General features: G+C 58.3%; 19 protein-coding genes. 11 read left to right on the top strand and 8 right to left on the bottom strand.

Annotation, left to right across the window (positions count from 1 at the left end):
* Window positions 1-3: 3 nt before the first annotated feature.
* The 6 genes from M2416_RS19825 to M2416_RS19800 form a co-directional block, all read right to left on the bottom strand.
* Entirely contained in the window at window positions 4-903 is a 900-nt protein-coding gene (locus M2416_RS19825) for an ABC transporter substrate-binding protein (protein ID WP_041146145.1), read from the bottom strand.
* 102 nt (window positions 904-1,005) lie between these two features.
* Window positions 1,006-1,674: an ABC transporter permease gene (locus M2416_RS19820; protein WP_041146144.1), complete on the bottom strand. Its 669-nt coding sequence runs from the start codon at window positions 1,672-1,674 to the stop codon at window positions 1,006-1,008.
* Window positions 1,674-2,303, bottom strand: a complete 630-nt coding sequence (locus tag M2416_RS19815) for an ABC transporter permease (protein ID WP_259226485.1) — start codon at window positions 2,301-2,303, stop codon at window positions 1,674-1,676. The genes M2416_RS19820 and M2416_RS19815 overlap by 1 nt, the downstream gene beginning before the upstream one ends.
* Window positions 2,296-3,384, bottom strand: coding sequence for an ABC transporter ATP-binding protein (locus M2416_RS19810; RefSeq protein ID WP_076947394.1), 1,089 nt, complete (start codon window positions 3,382-3,384; stop codon window positions 2,296-2,298). Before M2416_RS19810 ends, M2416_RS19815 begins: the two co-directional genes overlap by 8 nt.
* A gap of 177 nt (window positions 3,385-3,561) precedes the next feature.
* Complete coding sequence (locus M2416_RS19805; RefSeq protein ID WP_045859039.1) at window positions 3,562-3,882, bottom strand: AzlD domain-containing protein; 321 nt, start codon at window positions 3,880-3,882, stop codon at window positions 3,562-3,564.
* Window positions 3,883-4,623: an AzlC family ABC transporter permease gene (locus M2416_RS19800; protein ID WP_076947395.1), complete on the bottom strand. Its 741-nt coding sequence runs from the start codon at window positions 4,621-4,623 to the stop codon at window positions 3,883-3,885. It lies immediately after the preceding gene.
* Between the two features lie 131 nt (window positions 4,624-4,754).
* Here M2416_RS19800 and M2416_RS19795 point away from each other — a divergent pair, with 131 nt between their 5' ends.
* Window positions 4,755-5,579, top strand: a complete 825-nt coding sequence (locus M2416_RS19795; RefSeq protein WP_310504035.1) for a helix-turn-helix transcriptional regulator — start codon at window positions 4,755-4,757, stop codon at window positions 5,577-5,579.
* A gap of 124 nt (window positions 5,580-5,703) precedes the next feature.
* Window positions 5,704-6,021, top strand: coding sequence for a cupin domain-containing protein (locus M2416_RS19790; protein ID WP_259226376.1), 318 nt, complete (start codon window positions 5,704-5,706; stop codon window positions 6,019-6,021).
* A gap of 20 nt (window positions 6,022-6,041) precedes the next feature.
* Here M2416_RS19790 and M2416_RS19785 read toward each other — a convergent pair whose 3' ends face one another.
* Both M2416_RS19785 and M2416_RS19780 read right to left on the bottom strand, forming a co-directional pair.
* On the bottom strand, window positions 6,042-6,740 hold the full coding sequence (locus tag M2416_RS19785) for an RluA family pseudouridine synthase (protein ID WP_076947401.1): 699 nt from the start codon (window positions 6,738-6,740) through the stop codon (window positions 6,042-6,044).
* Between the two features lie 105 nt (window positions 6,741-6,845).
* The gene (locus tag M2416_RS19780) at window positions 6,846-7,739 is read right to left on the bottom strand and encodes a LysR substrate-binding domain-containing protein (RefSeq protein ID WP_041146137.1); all 894 of its coding nucleotides are present in this window, start codon (window positions 7,737-7,739) and stop codon (window positions 6,846-6,848) included.
* A gap of 312 nt (window positions 7,740-8,051) precedes the next feature.
* Between M2416_RS19780 and pckA the strand changes: the two genes are divergently transcribed.
* The 9 genes from pckA to M2416_RS19735 all read left to right on the top strand — a co-directional run bounded on the left by pckA (window position 8,052) and on the right by M2416_RS19735 (window position 21,863).
* Window positions 8,052-9,695, top strand: coding sequence for a phosphoenolpyruvate carboxykinase (ATP) (gene pckA / locus M2416_RS19775; protein WP_259226375.1), 1,644 nt, complete (start codon window positions 8,052-8,054; stop codon window positions 9,693-9,695).
* A 515-nt stretch (window positions 9,696-10,210) separates the two neighbouring features.
* Window positions 10,211-10,708 carry a type VI secretion system contractile sheath small subunit gene (tssB, locus tag M2416_RS19770; RefSeq protein ID WP_076947403.1) on the top strand — a complete coding sequence of 166 codons (498 nt, stop codon included), beginning with the start codon at window positions 10,211-10,213 and terminating at the stop codon, window positions 10,706-10,708.
* 37 nt (window positions 10,709-10,745) lie between these two features.
* Window positions 10,746-12,296, top strand: coding sequence for a type VI secretion system contractile sheath large subunit (gene tssC, locus M2416_RS19765; RefSeq protein ID WP_259226374.1), 1,551 nt, complete (start codon window positions 10,746-10,748; stop codon window positions 12,294-12,296).
* 17 nt (window positions 12,297-12,313) lie between these two features.
* Window positions 12,314-13,654, top strand: a complete 1,341-nt coding sequence (tssK, locus tag M2416_RS19760; RefSeq protein WP_259226373.1) for a type VI secretion system baseplate subunit TssK — start codon at window positions 12,314-12,316, stop codon at window positions 13,652-13,654.
* Window positions 13,651-14,340, top strand: a complete 690-nt coding sequence (gene tssL, locus M2416_RS19755) for a type VI secretion system protein TssL, short form (RefSeq protein WP_259226372.1) — start codon at window positions 13,651-13,653, stop codon at window positions 14,338-14,340. The genes tssK and tssL overlap by 4 nt, the downstream gene beginning before the upstream one ends.
* Entirely contained in the window at window positions 14,337-16,043 is a 1,707-nt protein-coding gene (locus tag M2416_RS19750) for an OmpA family protein (RefSeq protein WP_259226371.1), read from the top strand. Before tssL ends, M2416_RS19750 begins: the two co-directional genes overlap by 4 nt.
* Before the next feature lie 3 nt (window positions 16,044-16,046).
* Window positions 16,047-16,538, top strand: a complete 492-nt coding sequence (gene hcp, locus M2416_RS19745; protein ID WP_041146130.1) for a type VI secretion system effector Hcp — start codon at window positions 16,047-16,049, stop codon at window positions 16,536-16,538.
* A 175-nt stretch (window positions 16,539-16,713) separates the two neighbouring features.
* Window positions 16,714-19,365 carry a type VI secretion system ATPase TssH gene (tssH, locus tag M2416_RS19740; RefSeq protein ID WP_259226370.1) on the top strand — a complete coding sequence of 884 codons (2,652 nt, stop codon included), beginning with the start codon at window positions 16,714-16,716 and terminating at the stop codon, window positions 19,363-19,365.
* The gene (locus tag M2416_RS19735; RefSeq protein ID WP_259226369.1) at window positions 19,362-21,863 is read left to right on the top strand and encodes a type VI secretion system Vgr family protein; all 2,502 of its coding nucleotides are present in this window, start codon (window positions 19,362-19,364) and stop codon (window positions 21,861-21,863) included. Before tssH ends, M2416_RS19735 begins: the two co-directional genes overlap by 4 nt.
* Window position 21,864 lies beyond the last annotated feature (1 nt).

The following is a 21,864-nucleotide window of genomic DNA, read 5'->3' as shown; positions in this document are numbered from 1 at the left end:
AGATTAGCGGTTTGCCAGATGGTCGTTGACCCACGCTTCCGCCACGGCGGCCGGATCTTTATGCTGCAGATCGACCTGCTGGTTGAGTTCAATCAGGGTGGCGTTGTTCAGCTTGCCGGAGACGTCGTTCAGCACCTTGCTCACCGTCGGCGTCAGGCTGGCTTTACGCACCAGCGGCACCACGTTCTGGCTCGGCTGCTCGTGCTTATCGTCATCCAGCACCACCCAGTCCTCTTTCGCCAGGTTGCCCTGGGTGGAGATAACCGTCGCAACGTCGATTTTGCCGGAGTTGAGCGCCAGGCGAGTCAGCGGCCCGCCCATATCAAGGGATTTTACTGCCTTAAATTCGAGGCCATAGACGCGCTTAAGCCCCGGCAGGCCGAGCGCACGCACCGCCAGCTCCGGTGGCCCGCCGATCGTCAGCTGATGAGCGATGGGCTGCAGATCGGAGAGCTTGCTCAAGCCGTACTTTTTCGCCGTGTCGGCGCGAACCGCCCACGCGGTAATCGAGGTCGCCGGGGAAGGCGTCAGCAGCGTGAAGTCGGCGGGCAGAACCTTAGCCAACTCGGCGCTGACGTCACTCTGGCTGGTGGCCAGGGTTTTTCCGTCGTAGTAGTTAAGCAGGGCGCCAAGATACTCCGGCACAATATCAATTTCGCCGCTCTTTAATGCCGGAATAATGATCTCGCGGTTGCCGAGATTAAGTCGGGTACTGACCTCAATATTATTTTTTTTCAGCGCGCTGGCGTAAATATTCGCGAGAATAGAGCTCTCGGTGAAATTAGCGCCGCCGATCGTGACGCTTTCCGCTAATGAGCTAAAGCTTAAGCCGAGTAACCCGACGGCTAATAGTGACAGGCGAAAACGGCGACGGTGAAAAGGGAAAGCTAATATATTGTGCATAGTGCCTCGCTAGGTGAATAAATATCCGTGATGCGTTAAGTCAGCCACGGGTACGCTGCCGCCCGTGTGAGATATTCGGGCCGCGGCGATGGGTGATAAAAACTAATACTCCGGAGTGCCGATGGTATGGGTGAAGCGCCGGTCAATCAGTGAAAAGAGCAGCTCGCTGCCGATGGCCAGCAGGGAGACCACCAGCGAGCCGGCGATCACCTGCGGAATATCGCGCTGGCCGAGCCCGTCAATCAGAAACCGACCGAGGCCGCCGAGGCCCGCATAGGCCGCGACGACGGCGGTGGCGATAAGCTGTACCAGCGCGGTGCGCATTCCGGCGAAAATAAGCGGCGCGGCCAGCGGGATCCGCAGCTGCCAAAGGCTTTGCAGCGGCGTCATGCCCAGCGCCTTCGCCGCATCGCACAGCTGGCGGTCGGCGTGATAGATCCCGACCCAGGCGTTGGTCAGAATCGGCGGAACGGACATGGCGACCAGCGCGGCGAAGAGCGGAATATCGTTAAAGCCGAACAGCAGAATGCACAGCAGAATTAATCCCAGCGCCGGAACTGCCCTGCCGATATTAAATAAGTTAATGATCACGAAGGCGCCTTTGCGCCAGTAGCCGAGCGCAATTCCCGTGGGCAGGGCAATGGCGGAGGCGATCAGCATGCTCAGCGTAACGTAATAAATATGCTCCCGCAGGCGCACCAAAATACCGCCGTCGCTGAGCCAGTGTTCGGGCTGCAAAAACCAGCCCAGCGTTGCCTGTAGGATATCCATCAGCGCGTCCAGGGCGTAAGCCAATAGCCAACGCGGGCGATCAGCGAGTCAAATAACAGCGACAGCGCAAGGCTCAACGCCAGGCTGACAATGACAGGAGTAATAAAATCCTGGTTAAACCCCGCCAGCAGCAGCTGCCCCAGCCCGCCCTGGCCAATCAGCGCGGTCACCGTCACCAGCCCAACCAGGGTGACGGAGGCGATACGCAGGCCGGCGAAAAGCGACGGTGCCAGCAGGTGCAGCTCGATATCGAAAAAGCGGTAGCCGCGGGTGTAGCCCAGCGCGCGGGCCGACTCCAGCACCGCCGCCGGCAGCTTCTCGATGCCGGCAAGCGTGTTGCGCAGCAGGATCAGCAGGGAATAGAGCGTCAGGCCGATGACCGAGGTGGTCAGCGACAGGCCGGTAAACGGCAGCAGCAAAATGAACAGCGCCAGCGAGGGGATCGTAAACAGGACCCCGCAGAGATAGAGCAGCGGCTGCGCGACTTTCGGCCAGCGCAGAGTCAGGCCAATCAGTAATCCCGTCAGCAGGGTGCCAAAAAAGAGCGAGATAGCCACCAGCTGGGTATGCTGCCACAGCAGCGCGCCGATCATCATCCGGTTGTCGAGGATCCACTGCCAGTCAACCATAGCGGCGAATTTCCACCAGACCATCCAGCACGTGCTGGAGCAGCGAGTACGAAACGGTGCCCTGATATTTTCCGCTGTCGTCGACGTGTACCAGCACGCCGCCCGGCGCATCCAGCAGCGCGCTGTAGGCAAAGCGCAGGCTGTGCAGCGCGGCCAGCGGCTGGGTGATGGGCAGCGAAATGCGCCGGTGCGGGTCGAACCACTGCAGCGGACGCTGGTGCTTATCGAGGATCAGCTGCAGCGGGCTGCTGAGGGTCGGGTGGCGGCTGGCGATCGGCGCATGCTGCTCGTCAACCAGCGCCACGTCATGGCGCGGCAGCTGGCCGACCTGAATCATGCCCAGCCGCTTGAGGTTGGGCTCGGGGCCGATAAAGCGGCGGACAAAGTCGCTGGCCGGGTGCGATAAAATATGGTCAGGGGAGGCAAACTGCGCCAGCACGCCGCCCTCCTCGAAAATGGCAATTCTGTCGCCCAGGCGGATGGCCTCGTTAATGTCGTGCGTCACCAGCACGATCGTTTTATGCAGGCGCTGCTGGAGCAGCAGCAGCTCGTCCTGCAGGCGTTCGCGCACCAGCGGGTCGATGGCGGCAAAGGGCTCATCCATCAGCAGCACCGGCGGGTCGGCCGCCAGCGCCCTGGCGATAGCGACGCGTCCCTGCTGGCCGCCGGAAAGCTGATGCGGATAGCGCTCAAGCAGCAGGCGGTCCAGCGACATTAAATCGACCAGCTCGGCAATGCGCGCGCGGATCTGCGTTTTGCTCCAGCCGAGCAGGCGCGGTACCGTCGCGATATTTTGCGCCACCGTGCGGTGCGGAAATAACGCCGCGCTTTGCATAACAAAACCAATTTTGCGGCGCAGCTGGATAATATCGCTTTCGGCTATTTTTACACCCTGCACGTAGACGTAACCGGAGTCCGGCTTATCGAGCTGATTAATCATCCGTAATAGGGTGGTTTTACCGCAGCCGCTGGGGCCAACGAAGGTGCAGAGTTCGCCGCTATTAATCGTCAGGTTCAGATTGCTTATTGCCGCATGCGCGCTGCCGGGGTAGGTCTTATAGATATTTTCGAGTCTAATCATTTGCCGCCGTCGCGCCCTGAAGTTTATTTCATGGAAAGCATGAATAAACTACAAGCTACAGAGGCGGTGATTAACCGGCAAATATGATATTTGCATTTGCAATGCCGCTATTTGAATTTAACGCGTGGGGGAAAGCTGATAATGAAAAGGCCACGATAACCGTGGCCAGGAGCATAATTAAAGCAGCAGGTAGCTGAGTGCGGAAAAGGCAACCATCCCGGCAATCACCGTTGCAAACAGGCTGCGGGTGAGAGCGCCGGCCACCGTCGCGGCGGCGGCGGCCAGCAGCGAAATGCTGATCCCCGAGCCGCTGAGCGCCGGCTTGCCGAGCAGCTCTGCGGCGATAATCGCCGCCATAATGGCGGACGGAATAAAACTCAGCCACTGCTGGATAACCGGCGCCAGGCGAAAACGCGAAAGCAGTAAAACAGGCACCGTGCGCATCAGGGCGGTGACCAGCGCGGAGGCGAGAATGGCAAGGATGATATTTCGTTCCATCTATTGTTCTCCCTTGGACGTCAGGCGCAGCCCGACCGTTGCCAGCGTTGCCGCGACCGACGCCGCCACGATGACCACCACGCTCATATCGGTGTGGCCGGCGGTGAACAGAGTGATGACCACCGCCGTCGCAATGCTGAAGGCCTCCAGCGCTTTACGCCGGCTGGCAAACCAGATCATCAGCACCAGCCCGATAAACATCGACACCAGGCTGAAGCTCAGCCCCTCCATCAGCGACGGCGGAAGGGCGGAGGCTAACCCCGCGCCGACCACGCAGGCGAGGATCCAGTTCAGCCACGCGGCGACGTTGAGCCCGAGCATCCACGCGTAGGGCACTTTGTTGTGCCCGCTGCCGCGCTGGACCGCGACGCCAAAGGTTTCATCGGTCAGCAGCAGCCCGCTGATAATTTTTTGTCCGGTCGTGTATTCCCGAAAGAATACGCTCATGGCGGAGCTCATCAGCAGGTAGCGCAGGTTCACCAGCAGTACGCTCAGCACCACCGAGGCGACTTCGGCGCCGGTGGCCCACAGCGAATAAAACAGGAACTGGGCGGAGCCCGCGTACAGCGCGCTCGCCAGTAGAGCCGTCTGCGCGGTGGTGAACCCTGATAATGTGCCGATAGCCCCGGCGGCAAAGCCAATGCTCCAGTAGCCGGGGATGGTGGGCAGGCAGGCGATAATGCCCGCGCGAAACTCCGCGGCTGCCTCATCCCTGGGCGAGGTCTTCTTGTTCATCAACATCAAATAGTCCCGAATTGTCCGTCACTGAATGATAATCTTAAGAAATCGTCAGGATCGCTATAGTAAAATCCTGCTCATTGGTTGAAATATCAATTTTGCGCAATAAAAAGGGTGCCGGGGTGGCGAAAGAGATACGGGATGATATCAGGCTCTGGCGGGACAGCGAGCTGCACGGCGGGATGGAGATCCTCCGCGCCTCCTGCTACGAGCACAGCTATCCGCCGCACTTTCATAATGAATATGTGATTGCCGCCTTCGCCCGCGGCGCCCAGCGCACGCGTATCTGCCGGGAGCGTGGCATCGCGGCGGCGGGGACGGTGATGGTGATCATGCCCGGCGAAGTGCATACCGGCGAAGCGGTGCAGCGTGACGAAGGCTGGGATTACTGCGCATTTTATCCTTCAGCGCAGCTGATCGATGAGGTGGCCGCAACGGTGCTTACCGGCACCGGCGAGGTCCATTTTGGCGGCGAAGGGATGCGCCACGACCCGCTGATGGCGCGCAGCATGCTGCAGGCCTCCGCGGTGCTTGGCGCCAGCCGCGATCCGCTGGAAAAAGAGTGCCTGATGTACCAGGTGCTAAATATGCTGGTGGGGCGTTATGCCGGGCGCAGCGCTCGCGGTGGCCGACGGGATGCGATCCGCGCCGACATCCGTCGCGCCATCGAGTTTTTACACTGCGCCTATCAGCAGCCGCTGGCGGTTAAGGAGATTGCCGGGGTCGCCGGGCTGAGCGAGTTTCATTTTATGCGCACCTTCCAGGCGCAGACCGGGCTGTCGGTCCATCAGTACCTGACGCAGCTGCGCCTGGTCAGAGCCAAAGGGCTGCTGGCGAAAGGCTTTGGCGCCGCCCAGGTGGCGACGGACGTCGGGTTTTACGATCAAAGCCACCTGATTAAATACTTCCGCCTGCATTATGGCATCACGCCCGGCGCCTTTGCGGCCTCGTCGATATAGGCCGTTCGGCAGACGCTTCCCGGCGCAGCGAATGATTTTGCGTATGCAACTAACATATCCGTATTTGCGCGATGGCGCCGATCGGTTATTTATAGCGGCTGGCATTCGCCTGCAGGAGGCATTGATGGAGATTAACTCTGTATACCGGATCGCCGCCGGGCTGGAGCAGGTCTGGCAGTCGCGGGTATTGGGCTCGGTAGGCAATAGCGCCATAAAGGTCATAAAAATGGGCGGTGAGGGGATCGCCGCCGAAGTGCACGATGATTTCGACGAACTGCTGCTGGTGCTGGAAGGGGCGCTGCCGCTGGTTATCGACGGCAGACAGTTCAACCTCGCCGCCGGCGATTACTGCTTTGTGCCGAAGGGCGCCGTGCACCACGTTCCGGCCGGCAGTTTCGGTACGCTGCTGCTGGTTGATATCAGGGACGCGCCGCTGGATTAATCGCTGCCGACCGGCGGGTTTCAGAACGGACTGGCGCTGCTGGCGTTGAGTGGCTCCCCGCTGACCGGGTGGGTAAAGCGCAGCTCGCTGGCGTGCAGCATCAGGCGCGGCGTGCTCTCGGTGCCGGGTAGCAGCAGGCCGCCGTAGAGATCGCAGCCTAAAATGGGGTGCCCCGCGAGCTGACAGTGAATGCGCAGCTGGTGGGTGCGACCGGTCTCCGGGGTGAGCCGCACGCGGGTCAGCGGCAGCGGTGTCCCGTCTTCACTCGGGCGCTGCAGGCGCTCAAGCACCCGATAGCGGGAGCGGGCCGGCTTGCCGCGAGTGGCGCAAATGGTCATCCGCGGAAACAGCGCCGGGTCTTTGGCGATGGGGGCGTCTATTACGCCTTCATCATCGGTCAGGTGCCCGCACAGCAGCGCGCTGTAGACTTTGCTCACCGCCCGCTGGCTAAACTGCTGGCAGAGGGCGGCGTTGATGGCCTTGCTGCGGGCAATCACCATCACGCCGGAAGTGCCGAAATCGAGACGATGAACCAGCGTACAGCCGGGAAAGGTCTGGACTAACCGATGGTGCACCGAGTCGAGATTGCGCGGGTTTTTCCCCGAGAGGCTGAGCAGGCCGGCAGGTTTTGCGATCAGCAGCAGATGATCGTCCTGATAAAGGATCTCAATCTCTGCATGGCACGGCGGGGCAATAAAGGTATCAACGATCGTAGACATCGGGCAGCTCGCCTGGGAAAGAGGAGGCGGATGATAGCGAATTTTCTGCCAGCTGGCGAATTCGCTATCTAGCCGGCGACGGGCGCAAGCCGCCGGTTTTATTGCTCAGGACTGGCGGGCATCCCGGGATTTAATATGCTGCCAGAAGCGCTCGGCGGACTGGTTAAGCCGCGAGCCGGAACGATACATATAGGCCCCGATCGGCAGCGAGAGCGTGGCGTCCATAATGGCCAGGCGGCCCTCATCGAGCTCGCGCTGGATAGAGTATTGCGGCAGCCAGCCTACGCCGTCGCCGTTGAGGATCATCCGCTTAAGCAGCTCGCTCATCGACGAGACGAAGGTCAGCGAGAAGGTGATCCCCGGCGTGCGGTCGATAACCTGATTCACCTGGCGCCCCATATAGCTATCGTTGGCATATCTCATCAGCGGCAAAACGCCGCGGTGCAGATGAAAGAGCGGTCTGCCGCTCTCATCGCAGGGCGTAACAAGGTGCACCGAGGAGTCGAAAATTTTGTGGTTAATAAACGGATAGTTCATTAACTCTTCATTATAAAACGACAGAATAAAGTCGCTCTTGCCTTCCTTGAGGTTAAATACGGCTTCGTTAACGTTAATGGATTCGACGTGGAAGGTTTTATTTTTTATATCGGTGTAGCCGGCAATTAATTCCGGAAGGACTAAAACAGAGAGCGACGGAGCGGCATCGATTCTTATTTTCTGAGTAGTATTATTTAGCCCCTTAATGCGACTAATCTGAAAGTCCATATCATCCAGCATATTTCGCGCATAGCCGACGAAAATTTTGCCACGAGTGGTGAGCTGCAGCGGGTTAACCCCGCGGTCGAAGATGCTGAAGCCCAGCGACGCCTCAAGCGCCTGAATCCTGCGGCTGAACGAGGATTGCGATATATTTCTGGTTTTAGCCGCCAGAGTAAAGCTTCTGGACTCCTCCAGAGCAATGACATCGTACAGCCACTTCACTTCAAGATTAGCCAGCACGGATCCGTTCCTTAACGCTGTATTTAATGCTATGCAATTTTAGCATAACGCATAGAAACTATGCAATTAACATAACTAACCACAGGTGTTAACATTTTTCTCGGATTTAGCGTATTCCTAAGCAGTAAATATGAGTTGTCGTAAAGCACAGGCGATACCCTACGAGCACCGCTATAATATCGCTGCTCCAGGCGGCTCATCCTGTTATTTCATTTTGCTGTGAATTTTTTACATCGGAATTCACAGAAGAACGCAATGACGGGCTGAAATAATGAATACATCTTACCTAGCCAGCTGTTTGTCAGGAGTTCCATGCCACATATCGAATTAGTAAAACAGGCTCTGCACGAGCTTGGTATTAAGGATAGCAGCGAGTTATTTTATAACCCCGATTACGACCTGCTGATTGCCCATGAAACCAGCCCGGAACTCACCGGCGCAGCGCGTGGCGTGATGACCGCATCCGGCGCAGTGGCCGTTGATACCGGGATATTTACCGGACGTTCGCCGCGTGACAAATATATCGTCAGGGATGATCTGACCCGCGATACCGTCTGGTGGTCCGATGCCGGGCTTGGTCGCAACGACAATAAACCGTTAACGCCGCAGATTTGGGCCAGCCTCAAAACGCGGGTTGCCGGACAGCTGAGCGGTAAAAAGCTGTACGTGGTTGATGCCTGGTGCGGGGCCAGCCCTGATACGCGCCTCGGCGTGCGCTTTGTCACCGAGGTGGCATGGCAGGCTCACTTCGTCAAAAACATGTTTATCGTTCCCGACGCCGAGGAGCTGGAACAGTTCACGCCGGACTTCGTGGTCCTCAACGGCGCGGGCTGCACCAACGACCAGTGGCAGGAGCAGGGCCTCAACTCCGAGAACTTCGTCGCCTTTAACCTGAGCGAGAAAATTCAGCTTATTGGCGGCACCTGGTACGGCGGAGAGATGAAAAAAGGGCTCTTCTCGGTCATGAACTATCTGCTGCCGCAGCAGGGCATTGCTTCGATGCACTGTTCGGCTAACCGCGGCGAAGAGGGCGACGTGGCCCTGTTCTTCGGCCTTTCCGGTACCGGCAAAACGACCCTTTCCACCGATCCTCTGCGCCAGCTTATCGGCGACGATGAGCACGGCTGGGATGACGACGGCGTCTTCAATTTTGAAGGCGGCTGCTACGCCAAAACCATCAACCTCGATCCGCTGGCGGAGCCGGAGATTTATCAGGCGATTCGCCGCGATGCGCTGCTGGAAAACGTGGTGGTCCGGGCTGACGGCACCGTGGATTATGCCGACGGCAGTAAGACCGAAAATACCCGCGTTTCATACCCGCTGTCGCATATCGAAAATATCGTCAAGCCGGTCTCTCGCGCCGGCCATCCGGCGCGGGTGATTTTCCTCGCCGCCGACGCATTCGGCGTGCTGCCGCCGGTTTCGCGTCTGACGACCGAACAGATGCAGTACCATTTCCTGTCGGGCTTCACCTCGAAGCTGGCCGGCACCGAGCGCGGTATTACCCAACCGACGCCAACTTTCTCGGCCTGCTACGGCGCGGCGTTCCTGCTGCTGCACCCCACGCAGTACGCCAGCGTGCTGGCCGCCAAAATGGCGGCAGCGGGCGCCGAAGCCTGGCTGGTTAACACCGGCTGGAACGGGGAGGGTAAACGCCTGTCGCTGCGCGATACCCGCAGCATTATCAGCGCTATCTTAAACGATACCACCGGTCCTCTGCGTCCGGAGACGATCCCGGTCTTTGGCCTGGCTATTCCGCAGAGCATCCCTGGCGTTGACAGCGCGCTGCTCGATCCGCGCAGCGGCTGGAGTTCTGCCGACGGCTGGCAGGAGAAAGCCGAGAGTCTGGCCCAGCTGTTTATCGATAACTTCAGACAATACAGCGATACCGAGGCCGGCGCGCGCCTGGCGCTGGCGGGCCCGAAGCTTGAACCGTCCGCCGCTACGGCAAACTAATCCGCAACGCTAAATAGCGTCGCCCGCGCGAAACCCGGATGGCAACACGTTTGCTGTCCGGGTTTTTCTGTTTCTGGCAACCGGCCGAACGCGCATTAGCGGTCAGCGTCGTCCGCGCCGGCTTTCGCCTGCCCGCTTCTTTAGTTAATACTACTCCTTACGTCAATACCGCCTGCTCCTCTCCTTGTGGCGTTTTAAATGTCCGACACTGGACTTGAAAAATATTATTTTATTATTTCATTTATTAATTTGGCATTATTATTGTTGCCGTGAATGTTATTTATTTTTGCGGCGTGGGTTTATTTAAAATAAATATTAACGGGTGACGGGCGCGCCAGGCCTGTCATGTCGGGCTTATGGCGCAGGTTGCTTTTAATTAGCGATTGCCGTTACGGGTTATTTGAGTTTTTCAGGCTTTACGCCGCGATGAATTTAGAGTAAAAACAAAAAGCCGCATCCTCTATGGTGACAATATTTCAGGTTAAGTGATTAATTTATTCAGGAGATAAGTATATATGTCTGAATCATTTCAGAATGAAATACCTCGTGCGCGTGTAAATATAAAGCTGGATCTTTTGACGGGGGGAGTTCAGAAGAAAGTTGAGCTTCCGCTAAAGCTCCTGAGCGTGGGTGACTTCAGCAACGGCAAGGCAGAGGGCACGCTCTCTGAGCGCGATAAGATAGACATCAACAAGAACAATTTTAACAGCGTCCTGGCTAATCTTAATCCGCAAGTCAATCTCACCGTTAAAAACACCCTCGCCAACGATGGTTCTGAAGAAAACGTGAAGCTCTTTTTTCACAATATGAAAGACTTCGAGCCGGAGGCGGTGGCGCGTCAAATCCCACAGCTTCGGGCAATGCTCGCGATGCGTAATCTGCTGCGCGATTTGAAATCAAATCTTCTGGATAATATGACTTTTCGGAAAGAGCTGGAAATTATATTAAAAGACCCCGCACTTTCCGCAGAGTTGCGTAATGAACTGAATGCGCTTGCCCCGGCCCAGGATTAATTACTGGACGTTTTTATCACGGAATAATGACGAGTAAATGCTAATGTCAGTCAATAACGAATCCCAAAATCTGGCGGGTGGCGCCGTTGTCGAAAAACACCTGCCGCAGGGTGGGGTATATGCCTCACTGTTTGACAAAATAAATTTAACGCCGGTGGCTGAGCTCGGTGATTTAAACGGTTTTGATGATACGACCGTTATGGCGGAAACCTCCGCCGACGCGCGGGTGACCGCCGCGGTGAAAGTATTTATGCAGTGTCTGCAAAAATCCGGGCACAAAGTGGAGAAGCTGGATAAAACGATCCTCGACCATCATATTGCGGAGCTGGATTTTCAGATTGGCCGTCAGCTTGATGAAGTCATGCATCACCGGGATTTTCAGCGTACTGAGGGCGTCTGGCGTGGGCTCAAATCGCTGGTGGATAAAACCGATTTTCGCCAGAACGTCAAGCTGGAGCTCCTCGATTTGTCTAAAGAGGAGCTGCGCCAGGACTTCGAGGACTTTCCGGAAATTATCCAGAGCGGGCTGTATAAGCAGACCTATATCGCGGAGTATGACACCCCGGGCGGCGAGCCTATTGCCGCGGTTATCTCGGCCTATGAGTTCGATGCCTCCGCTCAGGATGTGGCGCTGATGCGTAACATCTCAAAAGTCTCCGCCGCCGCGCATATGCCGTTTATTGGCTCCGCGGGACCGGCGTTCTTTTTAAAGGAGAACATGGAGCAGGTTGCGGCCATCAAGGATATCGGCAACTACTTCGATCGCGCCGAATATATCAAATGGAAAAGCTTCCGCGACACCGACGACTCTCGCTACATCGGCCTGGTGATGCCGCGCGTGCTGGGCCGCCTGCCGTATGGCCCGGATACCGTGCCGGTGCGCAGCTTCAACTATGTCGAAGAGGTTAAAGGGCCGGAACACGACAAATACCTGTGGACCAATGCCTCCTTCGCCTTTGCGGCAAACATGGTGAAAAGCTTCATCAACAACGGCTGGTGCGTGCAGATCCGCGGGCCGCAGGCCGGCGGCGCGGTGCAGGACCTGCCCATTCATCTGTACGATCTCGGCACCGGCAATCAGGTGAAAATTCCGTCAGAGGTAATGCTGCCGGAAACCCGCGAATTTGAGTTCGCCAACCTCGGTTTTATTCCGCTTTCCTATTATAAGAACCGGGATTACGCCTGCTTCTTCTCGGCAAATTCGGCCCAGAAACCGGCGCTGTACGACACCGCGGACGCTACCGCAAACAGCCGGATTAACGCGCGGCTGCCCTACATCTTCCTGCTGTCGCGTATCGCGCACTACCTGAAGCTTATTCAGCGTGAAAACATCGGCACCACCAAGGACCGCCGCCTGCTTGAGCTGGAACTCAACGCCTGGGTGCGAAGCCTGGTGACCGAAATGACCGACCCGGGCGATGAGCTGCAGGCATCACACCCGCTGCGCGACGCCAAAGTGGTGGTGGAGGATATCGAGGACAACCCGGGCTTCTTCCGCGTGAAGCTGTTTGCCGTACCGCACTTCCAGGTGGAAGGCATGGACGTCAATCTGTCGCTGGTTTCCCAGATGCCGAAAGCGAAAGCGTAACGTAAGGCAGGAAGCAGATGAAAACGGAACAACCGTTGTGGGGTAGGGGCATCATGGTCTCTCCCCAGCACTTCCAGCAACAGGCTGCGTATGCAGCCTGGTCTGCGGAATGCATTGCCCGGCTGGGGCTCAACCATCCCTGGGGGGTGATTGAGTCGACCTTTGAATCGGACATGCTGAAACTCGGTCGTCTACAGGCCCACAGGCTGCATGTCCGTTTTCAGGATGGTTCGCTTATTGATACGGACAATGCCGATGCGCTGCCACCGGCGCTGTCGCTGGATGGCGAATCATATGACACCGTGGTGGTGCTGGCTTTACCCTTGTTACGCGCTAATGGCGGTAACTGCCTGACACCCGATGAGGTAGCCGATCGCCCGGTTCGTTACCGCCAGCGCTGGCGGGACGTGCGCAACCAGCATGGTGAAGACACCCGCCAGATTGCGGTGATGCAGGCGGAACTGACGCTACGCTTTGCTCATCAGGACAACAGTGATTATCTGACCTGCCCGGTGGCCCGTCTGCAGCAGGATTCGCAGGGTACCTGGGAGCTTGATGGCAGCTTTCTCCCGCCGCTGCTACCCGTACAGGGCAGCCGCTGGCTGGTGACCCAGCTTGAACAGCTGATGACCCAGCTGCGAGCCCGTCTGACCCGCCTGATGGCCATGCGCCGGGAAAGCAATGCGCGGATGGCAGATTTTGCGGTGGCTGACGTGTCTCTTTTCTGGCTGCTGAATGCCCTGAACAGCGCGGAGCCGGTACTCGGTCAGTTTCTACGATATCCGCAGAGCCCGGCTGAACGACTGTATCCGGAACTGGCAAGACTTGCCGGCAGCCTGCTTACGTTCTCCCTTGAGCATCAGGTTAGCGCCATTCCTGGCTGGCAGCACGAAAAGCTGAGTGCAGTCTTCCCGCCGTTGTTCGACTTATTGGGCGATCTGCTGGAGGCCAGCTTGCCCTCACGGGTGGTGTCCGTTGAACTTGAGTACGATAAGCGCCTGCATTTCTGGCAGGCACGCCTGCACGATCCCCGTCTGCGCGAAGGTGCCGACTACTACTTATCCGTACGCTCCCCCATCCCGGTCGCGCAGCTGCAGGAGCAGTTTCCGCGCCAGTGCAAAGTGGGCAGCCCGGATCACGTCCGCGGTATCGTCAATTCCTCTCGGGTGGGGGTGCCATTGACGCCGCTACGCCATGTACCTGCCGCCATTCCTCTGCGCCTGGAGAATCAATATTTCAGCCTCGATGTGTCTCATCCTCTGGCTGTCGACATGCTCGAAAGCGGCTGCTGTATGTTTTATGTCCCGGGAATGCTCGGTGAGCCTGAACTTGAACTCTTCGCGGTACTGAGAACATGAGCGAGCGCAAACGCGGCATCTCCGCGTCCATCGATATTGATGCGCTGTTACAGGACACATGGCTGCAGGTTATCAGCCTGCGCCACGGCCCAAAATTTCAGGAAGGGGAAGGTCGATTGCTGTGGGAACGCTGTGTTGCGGACGTGGAGCGCGTACAGCGCGCGCTGAAAGAGAGCGAGCTGGATGACGCCAGCTGTCAGCATATTCTCACCGCACAGTGTGCACTGCTCGATGAGGCGGTTAAAGGCCGCGGCGTAGAAGATGACGCCTGCATACAGTGGTATGACATTCCTCTACAGGGGCACTTTCTCGGCACCATGGATGCCGGAGATACCCTCTGCGATCGTATGCGAGATGTACTGCGTGAACCTGCACCAGACAGTGCGGTGCTCACCTGCTTTCAGCGCGTCATGATGCTGGGGTTCCTCGGTGATTTCCGGTCGCTGAATGACCCTAAGCGTCAGAAACTGATACAGGCATTCGCTGACCATGTCTTACCGTTCAGCTATCCGCAGACCGATCGGCTAATGGTAGAAAGCCGAGCACATCGGGTAATGGAGCGCTGGCTATCACTATGGCCTGTACGCATCGGCGTGAGCGCTCTGGCGACCGTTGGCCTGTGGTGGGCACTGAACTCCTGGCTCGAGCGGATGCTGACAACCCTGTTGCCTGGGGGGGCGAAATGAGTCTGGCGCAACGGCGCGGGCTTGCGCTGTGGGCGGCACTGCTGAGCGCCGTTGTGTGCCTGGGATTTTTGCCGGCGTCCCGGCTGATTTCCGTTCTTGTGCTGGTGGTTGCCCTGGGGCTGATCGCGATAATTGGCTACGTCACAAGGCGTCGTTCCGAGCAGGACGTGGCCCTGCGGTTGGATAATCTTCCTGAAGCGACCTATCGCCAGCCGGTGGTGCTGGTCTGTGGCGATCTGCCGCAAATCTGGCCAGAACGGTCTCAGGTGCTGACCGTCACTCAGGGATGTTGGATCAAGGTTGAAGAGCATCAGAACCTGGCGCAACTGACGCGGCAGCTGCTATGCCTGCGTCCGAACTGGGGGCGGCAGCTCGCGGTGATGGTCAGCGTCTGCCCGCAGCAGCATGCGGACAGCGAAGCCCTGACCAGTCGTTTGCTGACTCTGCGCTGGTACATCAGCCAGCTGCGCCGTGAAATCGGGCATTCGGTACCGCTGCTTCTGAACGTCCAGGCCGGCAGCGCGATGATGAATGACATGCTCTGGCAGGCCGCTGTTGCGGAGGAAGGGATCCGCGTTTGGCGGGAGTCCTCAGTCCCCAGCCCCATTTCTGCATGGGTCGCGACAGGTAGCACGGTGGCCATGCAGCAGCAGGTGCTGATGAACAGCCTGATGACCTGGTCGCAAAGCCACGTCAAAGCGGTGTTTATCGATAAGAATCCGGATATCCCGGCAGTTGCACCCGCGGCGATGCTATGGGGGATTGGGCCGAACGTTTCCGGTAGCCTCACTGATTCCATCTGGACCGCCTGGCTGACACGCCACACCGCCATACTGCGCGCTGCTGGCTGGCAGCCGGTGGGGGCTGACAGCACAACAATAGCGCTATTCCCGGACTTTGTTCTCCCACTCTTACCGGAAAGCCAGGGCCTCACGCCTCATGGCCGCGCCTGCCGCTGCGCACTCGGGCTTTTCACCCTGGCAGCTATCGTGGCGCTGCTCAGCAGTGGCTGGAACAATCGTCAGCTGTTGAACCGTTTGAGTTTCGATGTCGCCCACTACTATCGACTCTCCATGGATGACTACGGCCCCAAAGCCGAAGCAGTCAAGGTATTACGTCAGGATTCCGCTCAGTTGGATGGCTGGGCGCGCAACGGCGAACCGCTACGGATGAGCCTTGGCCTGTACCAGGGTGAACGGTTACGTATGCCGGTACTGGATGCGATCCGCTCGTATGTGCCGCCACCACCAAAACTGAAGGCAAAGCTAGCTACGCCACCCAAAATCAGCCGTCTCGACAGCATGTCGCTGTTCGATTCCGGCAGGTTCGTACTGAAAGCCGGCTCCACCAAAATGCTGGTCAATTCGCTGGTTGGCGTCAGGGCTAAACCGGGTTGGCTGATCGTGATAGCAGGACATACCGATAACACCGGCAATCCACAACGCAATCAGACGCTGTCCCTGAAGCGTGCCGAAGCGGTGCGGGACTGGATGCGGGATACCGGCGACGTGTCGGAAAGCTGTTTTGCGGTGCAGGGCTACGGCGAAAGCCGCCCGATCGCGACCAACGACACGCCGGAAGGCCGCGCGCTGAACCGCCGTGTCGAAATCAGTCTGGTACCGCAGGCGAACGCCTGCCAGATATCGGGCACCCCCCAGGCGTCATCGCAGGATGATGGCGCATCACAACACAATGGAGAGTAATTCATGGCAATTCCTGTTTATCTTTGGCTGAAAGACGACGGCGGTGCGGATATTAAAGGTTCCGTCGACGTGAAAGATCGTGAAGGCAGCATCGAGGTGGTGGCGCAGGAGCATAACCTCTACATCCCAACCGACAACAATACCGGCAAGCTGACAGGCACCCGCATTCACACGCCTTTCCTGTTCACCAAGGAGATCGACTCCTCCAGCCCGTATCTGTACAAGGCGGTGACTACCGGCCAGACCCTAAAATCTGCCGAATTCAGATGGTACAAAATCAACGACGCGGGCCAGGAGGTGGAGTACTTCAACACCAAACTGGAAAACGTCAAGCTGGTGAAGGTCGCGCCGAAAATGCACGACATCAAGGACCCTTCCTACGAAAAGCATAACCACCTCGAGCAGATCGAGCTGCGTTACGAAAAAATCACCTGGACCTACAAAGACGGCAACATCATTCATTCCGACTCCTGGAACGAACGCGCCACCGCGTAAGCCCGATGCGGATGGGGCAACCTGTCCGCAGTTTTGCTGAGTATCTGCCCGGCGGGTACTGAGTAAAACATCCCGTAAACGAAAATCTGACCTGATGCGCTTTAGGTTCCTTACGACAAGGAAAAGCGATGGGCGGTAGCGTGCCTGAAGGTCCCCAGACAGCGAGTTCAAGAACATGGAAAATCCGGCAATCCTTCTGCGACGTCTCAACCCCTACTGCGCCCGTGCGATGGAAGGGGCTGCCTCCCTGTGCCTCACGCGAGCGCATGCTGAAATTCTGCCGGAGCACTGGCTGCTGAAGCTGCTGGAGCAGGGCGAGGGTGATCTCACGGTACTGGCACGTCGCTATGAATGGGATATGGACGCCCTGTGGCAGGATTTGCTCGGCTGGCTCGATACGCTGCCGCGCTCGGTACGCAGCCGCCCGCAGCTGGCCGATAGCACCCAGACCCTGATGCGCGAAGCCTGGATGCGGGCCTCGCTGGCCGGAGAAGAACGCATTCGCGGCGTGCATCTGCTGATGGCGCTGGTGGATCAACCTAAGATGGTACGCTGCGACGGCCTGTGGCCGCTGCTGACGCTGGGGCAGAGCCAGCTGCAGCGCCTGCGCCCGCTGCTCGATACGCAGTCCGACGAACGCCCGGAAGCCCAGCAGGACGCGGAGCTGGCGCAGAACGGCGGGGAGGTGCAGTTTGTCGGTCGTCCGGTCGGGGCCGGGATAAAAGAAGGTGAGCTTAATCCGGTGCTTCAGAGCGCGCTGGATAAATATACCCTCGACGTCACCGCCAGGGCGCGCGAAGGCAGCATCGATCCGGTATTTGGTCGTGATACGGAAATCCGCCAGATGGTGGATATTCTCTCCAGACGCCGCAAAAACAACCCGATCCTGGTCGGCGAGCCGGGCGTGGGCAAAACGGCCCTTGTGGAAGGTCTGGGGCTGCGCATCGCCGAAGGTAACGTACCTGAGCCGCTGAAAGCCGTCAGCCTGCGCACCCTCGACCTCGGCCTGTTGCAGGCGGGGGCCGGCGTGAAAGGTGAATTTGAGCAGCGTCTGAAAAACGTCATCGACGCCGTACAACAGTCGCCGACGCCGGTCCTGCTGTTTATCGACGAAGCGCACACCATTATCGGCGCCGGCAATCAGGCGGGCGGCGCCGATGCGGCCAACCTGCTGAAGCCCGCGCTGGCGAGGGGGGAGCTGCGCACCATCGCTGCCACGACATGGAGCGAATATAAACAGTACTTTGAACGCGATGCGGCGCTTGAGCGTCGCTTTCAGATGGTGAAAGTCGATGAGCCGGATGACGATACCGCCTGCCTGATGCTGCGCGGCCTGAAGTCCCGCTACGCCGAACACCACAACGTCCACATTACCGACGACGCGGTACGCGCTGCGGTCGCTCTGTCACGACGTTATCTGACCGGTCGTCAGCTGCCGGACAAAGCGATCGATCTGCTGGATACCGCGAGCGCCCGCGTGCGTATGAGCCTTGAAACCGTACCGGAACAGCTGACCCGTATCCGCGCGCAAATTACGTCTCTTGAAATGGAGAAACAGGCGCTGCTGGAGGATATCGCCGTCGGCAATCATGCGGATGGTGAACGCCTGACCATGATTGAACAGGAAGAGGTGAGCCTGATTGTCGAACTCGATGAGCGGGAAACTCAGTACGGACAGGAGCTCAGGCTGACGGAGCAACTGCTGGAGAGCCGTCAGGATATCTCCTTACAGGGTGAAACGCATGAACTGCAGCAGTTGCTGCAGGACATTCAGCAAAGCAGTCCGCTGCTTTCGGTTGATGTGGATGTTCGCACCGTCGCCAACGTCATTGCCGACTGGACCGGCGTCCCGCTCTCCTCGCTGATGAAGGACGAGCAGACCGAACTGCTGAACCTTGAAAGCGAAATTGGTAGACGCGTGGTGGGGCAGAATGCGGCCCTCAACGCCATCGCCCAACGATTGCGGGCCGCCAAAACCGGGCTGACGGCTGAAAACGGCCCGCAGGGGGTATTCCTGCTGGTAGGCCCGAGCGGCGTTGGCAAAACCGAGACCGCGCTGGCGCTGGCGGACGCGCTGTACGGCGGCGAAAAATCCCTTATCACCCTCAATTTGTCCGAATACCAGGAGCCGCACACCGTTTCCCAACTGAAGGGTTCACCTCCGGGATATGTGGGCTACGGTCAGGGCGGCATTCTAACCGAAGCGGTACGTAAGCGCCCGTACAGCGTGGTGCTGCTCGATGAAGTAGAAAAGGCCCACCGCGACGTCATGAACCTGTTCTATCAGGTGTTCGACCGCGGCTTTATGCGCGACGGTGAAGGACGCGAAATCGACTTCCGTAACACCTTGATTCTGATGACTTCCAACCTCGGCGGCGACCCTATCATGCAGCTGCTGGTCGAAAGGCCGGAAGCGACCGAAGTTGATTTACATGAACTGCTGCGCCCCATTCTGCGCGATCGCTTCCAGCCGGCGCTGCTGGCCCGTTTCCAGACCGTGATTTATCGCCCGCTGGCGGAAACCGCGATGCGTACCATCGTGCAGATGAAGCTGGCGCAGGTCAGCAAACGCCTGAGCCGCCACTACGGTGCGGCCACGCATATCGACGAGAGCCTGTATGACGCGCTTACCGCGGCCTGTCTGCTGCCGGATACCGGTGCGCGCAACGTCGACAGCCTGCTCAATCAGCAGATTCTGCCGGTGCTAAGCCAGCAGCTGCTGAGCCATATGGCGGAGAAACGGGAGTTGAACTCACTGCGGCTTGGCTGGAGTGATGATGAGGGTGTCGCACTGGAGTTTAGCGAAGCTGGAGGAGTGGCATTATGAGTACCAATCCCAAAACCAGATTCAGCCATAACCACCACCTGCTGGCAGTGAAAGGCTGCGAAGCCGAGCTCGACGTGCTGGCCTTTGAAGGCCAGGAAGCCCTGAGCAGACCGTTCAGTTACCGCATTGAGTTCACCAGCGCCGAGCATGCCATCAGTAAAGAGATGATGCTGATGAAGGCCGGTTCTCTGACGCTGCAGGCTCCGGTCGATCAGGGCTTCGGCATTAAGCTGCAGCAGCCGGTTCGGGTGATTCAGGGCGTAGTGACGGGCTTTGAACGCCTCAGTACTTCCGCGGATGAAACCCACTACGCGCTGACGATCCAGCCGCGTCTGGCGCTACTCGAACGTTCGCACCAGAACGCCATCTACCAGGATATGTCGGTCCCACAGATCGTCGAAAAAATTCTGCGCGAACGCCATAGCTTCAAAGGGCAGGATTTTTTGTTCTCGCTGAGCAAGGAGTACCCGCGACGGGAGCAGGTGATGCAGTACTCTGAGGACGACCTGCATTTCATTACCCGCCTGCTGGGCGAAGTGGGGATCTGGTTTCGTTTTACCGCCGACACGCGCCTGAACATCGACGTGGTGGCATTTTACGACAGCCAGCAGGGCTACGAGAAAGACCTGACGTTGCCATCGGTACCGCTGTCGGGCCAGCATTCTAAAGGGGTGGACTCGGTCTGGGAGATGGAATGTCGTCACAACGTGGTGCAGCAGCAGGTCAGCACCCGCGACTACAACTACCGTCAGGCTAACGAGGACATGAATGCGCAGGTGGATGCCACCCGTGGAGATAGCACCACCTACGGTGATGCCTATCACTATGCGGACAATTATCTCACGCCGGGTAGCGCGTACGAGCGCAACCCGGCCCCGGAGTCCGGGGCGTTTTACGCCCGCATACGGCATGAACGTTACCTGAACGGCCAGACGCGGACCCGGGCGATGACCAGCTGCCCGACGCTCTCTCCGGGTATGCTGCTGAAGGTCACGGGCGGCTATGAGGTGGCGGAGACCTTCTGCCGGGGCGTGGTCGTCACCGCAATGCATACGCATGCCCGCCGTGATGAAGACTTTGGGGTTAACTTTGAGGGTATCCCGGACAGCGTCGATTTTGGTTTCCGTTCCGAACCAGGCTCACGCCCGGTGATGGCCGGTACGCTGCCTGCCCGCGTGACCAGCACCACCGAAAATGACACCTACGGACATATTGATAAAGATGGGCGCTACCGCGTCAACATGCTGTTTGACCGCGACGGCTGGGAGACCGGATTTGAAAGCCTGTGGGTGCGGCAGTCCCGCCCGTACGCGGGCGACACCTACGGCCTGCACCTGCCGCTGCTGGCGGGCACCGAAGTGGCGATTGGCTTTGAGGACGGCAACCCGGACAGGCCGTACATCGCCGGCGTGCTGCACGACTCGGCCCACGGCGACCACGTCACCATCCGCAACTACAAACGTAACGTTCTGCGGACGCCTGCGAATAATAAAATCCGCCTCGACGATGAGCGCGGGAAAGAGCATATCAAGGTCTCGACGGAGTACGGCGGCAAGAGCCAGCTGAATCTTGGTCACCTGGTCGACAGCGAGAAGCAACAGCGCGGGGAAGGCTTTGAGCTGCGCACGGACAGCTGGGGAGCAATACGTGCGCAGAAAGGGATATTTATCAGCGCCGACGGGCAGGCGAAGGCGCAAGGGCAGGTGCTGGAGATGGGGGCGGCCCTGAGCCAGCTGCAGCAGGCATTAATCCAGGCCGAAGCCCTGAGCAGTGCAGTTGAAACGGCCAAAGCTGAACTGGCCGATATCCAGACTCAGAAGGCGTTACTGGAGCAGGCGCTGACTGATTTGAAACGGTCGACGTTATTGCTCTCAGCCCCGGCGGGTATTGCCCAGACCACGCCGGAAAGCCTGCAGCTGTCAGCGGGTGAAAATTTTATCAGCACCAGCGGCAAACACACTGATTTCAGCGTATTGAAAAGATTCACCGTGGCGGCCGGGGAGAGGGTGAGTCTGTTTGCGCAACAGCTGGGTATCAAAATTTTTGCCAGCAAAGGGAAGGTGGAGATACAGGCGCAGGGCGATGAGATGACGCTGGACGCGCTGAAAGATATCCGCATCAGCAGCAGCGAAGGCAAGCTGGTTATCAGCGCGAAGCAGGAAATTATTCTCACCAGCGGAGGCGGCTATATCCGTATTGCGGATGGTGTCGTGGAGTGCGCGGCACCGGACAAAATCATCCAGCGGGCGGCTGTGTGGCAGAAGTTTGGTGGGCAGAGTATGAGCCAGGCGGCGCAGAGCTGGGAAAGCGCTGATTTTTCTTATACGCCCAAAGCGATTCACGCCTACGATGGTTCGGCTCTGTCGGCGCAGAAACTGGCGATTCAGGCTGAGGATGCAGCCAGCCAAACCGTCTCAACGTCTGAAGATGGAAAGAGCGTTTTAATGAAGCAGGTTGATGTGGTGACGGACAAACTGCGGTTTGGGGGAGAAAAATAAC

The sequence above is a fragment of the Klebsiella sp. BIGb0132 genome (assembly GCF_024810075.1).
GTDB classification, from domain to species: domain Bacteria; phylum Pseudomonadota; class Gammaproteobacteria; order Enterobacterales; family Enterobacteriaceae; genus Klebsiella; species Klebsiella terrigena.
The sequence above is the reverse complement of the archived record's forward strand: the minus strand, read 5'-3'. Positions and strand labels throughout refer to the sequence as shown.

What these genes read in the sequence shown, in the direction of transcription:
- M2416_RS19825 (WP_041146145.1), bottom strand. Translation starts at nt 903, where the DNA reads ATGCACAATATATTAGCTTTCCCTTTTCACCGTCGCCGTTTTCGCCTG.
- M2416_RS19820 (WP_041146144.1), bottom strand. Translation starts at nt 1,674, where the DNA reads ATGGATATCCTACAGGCAACGCTGGGCTGGTTTTTGCAGCCCGAACAC.
- M2416_RS19815 (WP_259226485.1), bottom strand. Translation starts at nt 2,303, where the DNA reads ATGGTTGACTGGCAGTGGATCCTCGACAACCGGATGATGATCGGCGCG.
- M2416_RS19810 (WP_076947394.1), bottom strand. Translation starts at nt 3,384, where the DNA reads ATGATTAGACTCGAAAATATCTATAAGACCTACCCCGGCAGCGCGCAT.
- M2416_RS19805 (WP_045859039.1), bottom strand. Translation starts at nt 3,882, where the DNA reads ATGGAACGAAATATCATCCTTGCCATTCTCGCCTCCGCGCTGGTCACC.
- M2416_RS19800 (WP_076947395.1), bottom strand. Translation starts at nt 4,623, where the DNA reads ATGTTGATGAACAAGAAGACCTCGCCCAGGGATGAGGCAGCCGCGGAG.
- M2416_RS19790 (WP_259226376.1), top strand. Translation starts at nt 5,704, where the DNA reads ATGGAGATTAACTCTGTATACCGGATCGCCGCCGGGCTGGAGCAGGTC.
- M2416_RS19785 (WP_076947401.1), bottom strand. Translation starts at nt 6,740, where the DNA reads ATGTCTACGATCGTTGATACCTTTATTGCCCCGCCGTGCCATGCAGAG.
- pckA (WP_259226375.1), top strand. Translation starts at nt 8,052, where the DNA reads ATGCCACATATCGAATTAGTAAAACAGGCTCTGCACGAGCTTGGTATT.
- tssB (WP_076947403.1), top strand. Translation starts at nt 10,211, where the DNA reads ATGTCTGAATCATTTCAGAATGAAATACCTCGTGCGCGTGTAAATATA.
- tssC (WP_259226374.1), top strand. Translation starts at nt 10,746, where the DNA reads ATGCTAATGTCAGTCAATAACGAATCCCAAAATCTGGCGGGTGGCGCC.
- tssK (WP_259226373.1), top strand. Translation starts at nt 12,314, where the DNA reads ATGAAAACGGAACAACCGTTGTGGGGTAGGGGCATCATGGTCTCTCCC.
- tssL (WP_259226372.1), top strand. Translation starts at nt 13,651, where the DNA reads ATGAGCGAGCGCAAACGCGGCATCTCCGCGTCCATCGATATTGATGCG.
- M2416_RS19750 (WP_259226371.1), top strand. Translation starts at nt 14,337, where the DNA reads ATGAGTCTGGCGCAACGGCGCGGGCTTGCGCTGTGGGCGGCACTGCTG.
- hcp (WP_041146130.1), top strand. Translation starts at nt 16,047, where the DNA reads ATGGCAATTCCTGTTTATCTTTGGCTGAAAGACGACGGCGGTGCGGAT.
- tssH (WP_259226370.1), top strand. Translation starts at nt 16,714, where the DNA reads ATGGAAAATCCGGCAATCCTTCTGCGACGTCTCAACCCCTACTGCGCC.
- M2416_RS19735 (WP_259226369.1), top strand. Translation starts at nt 19,362, where the DNA reads ATGAGTACCAATCCCAAAACCAGATTCAGCCATAACCACCACCTGCTG.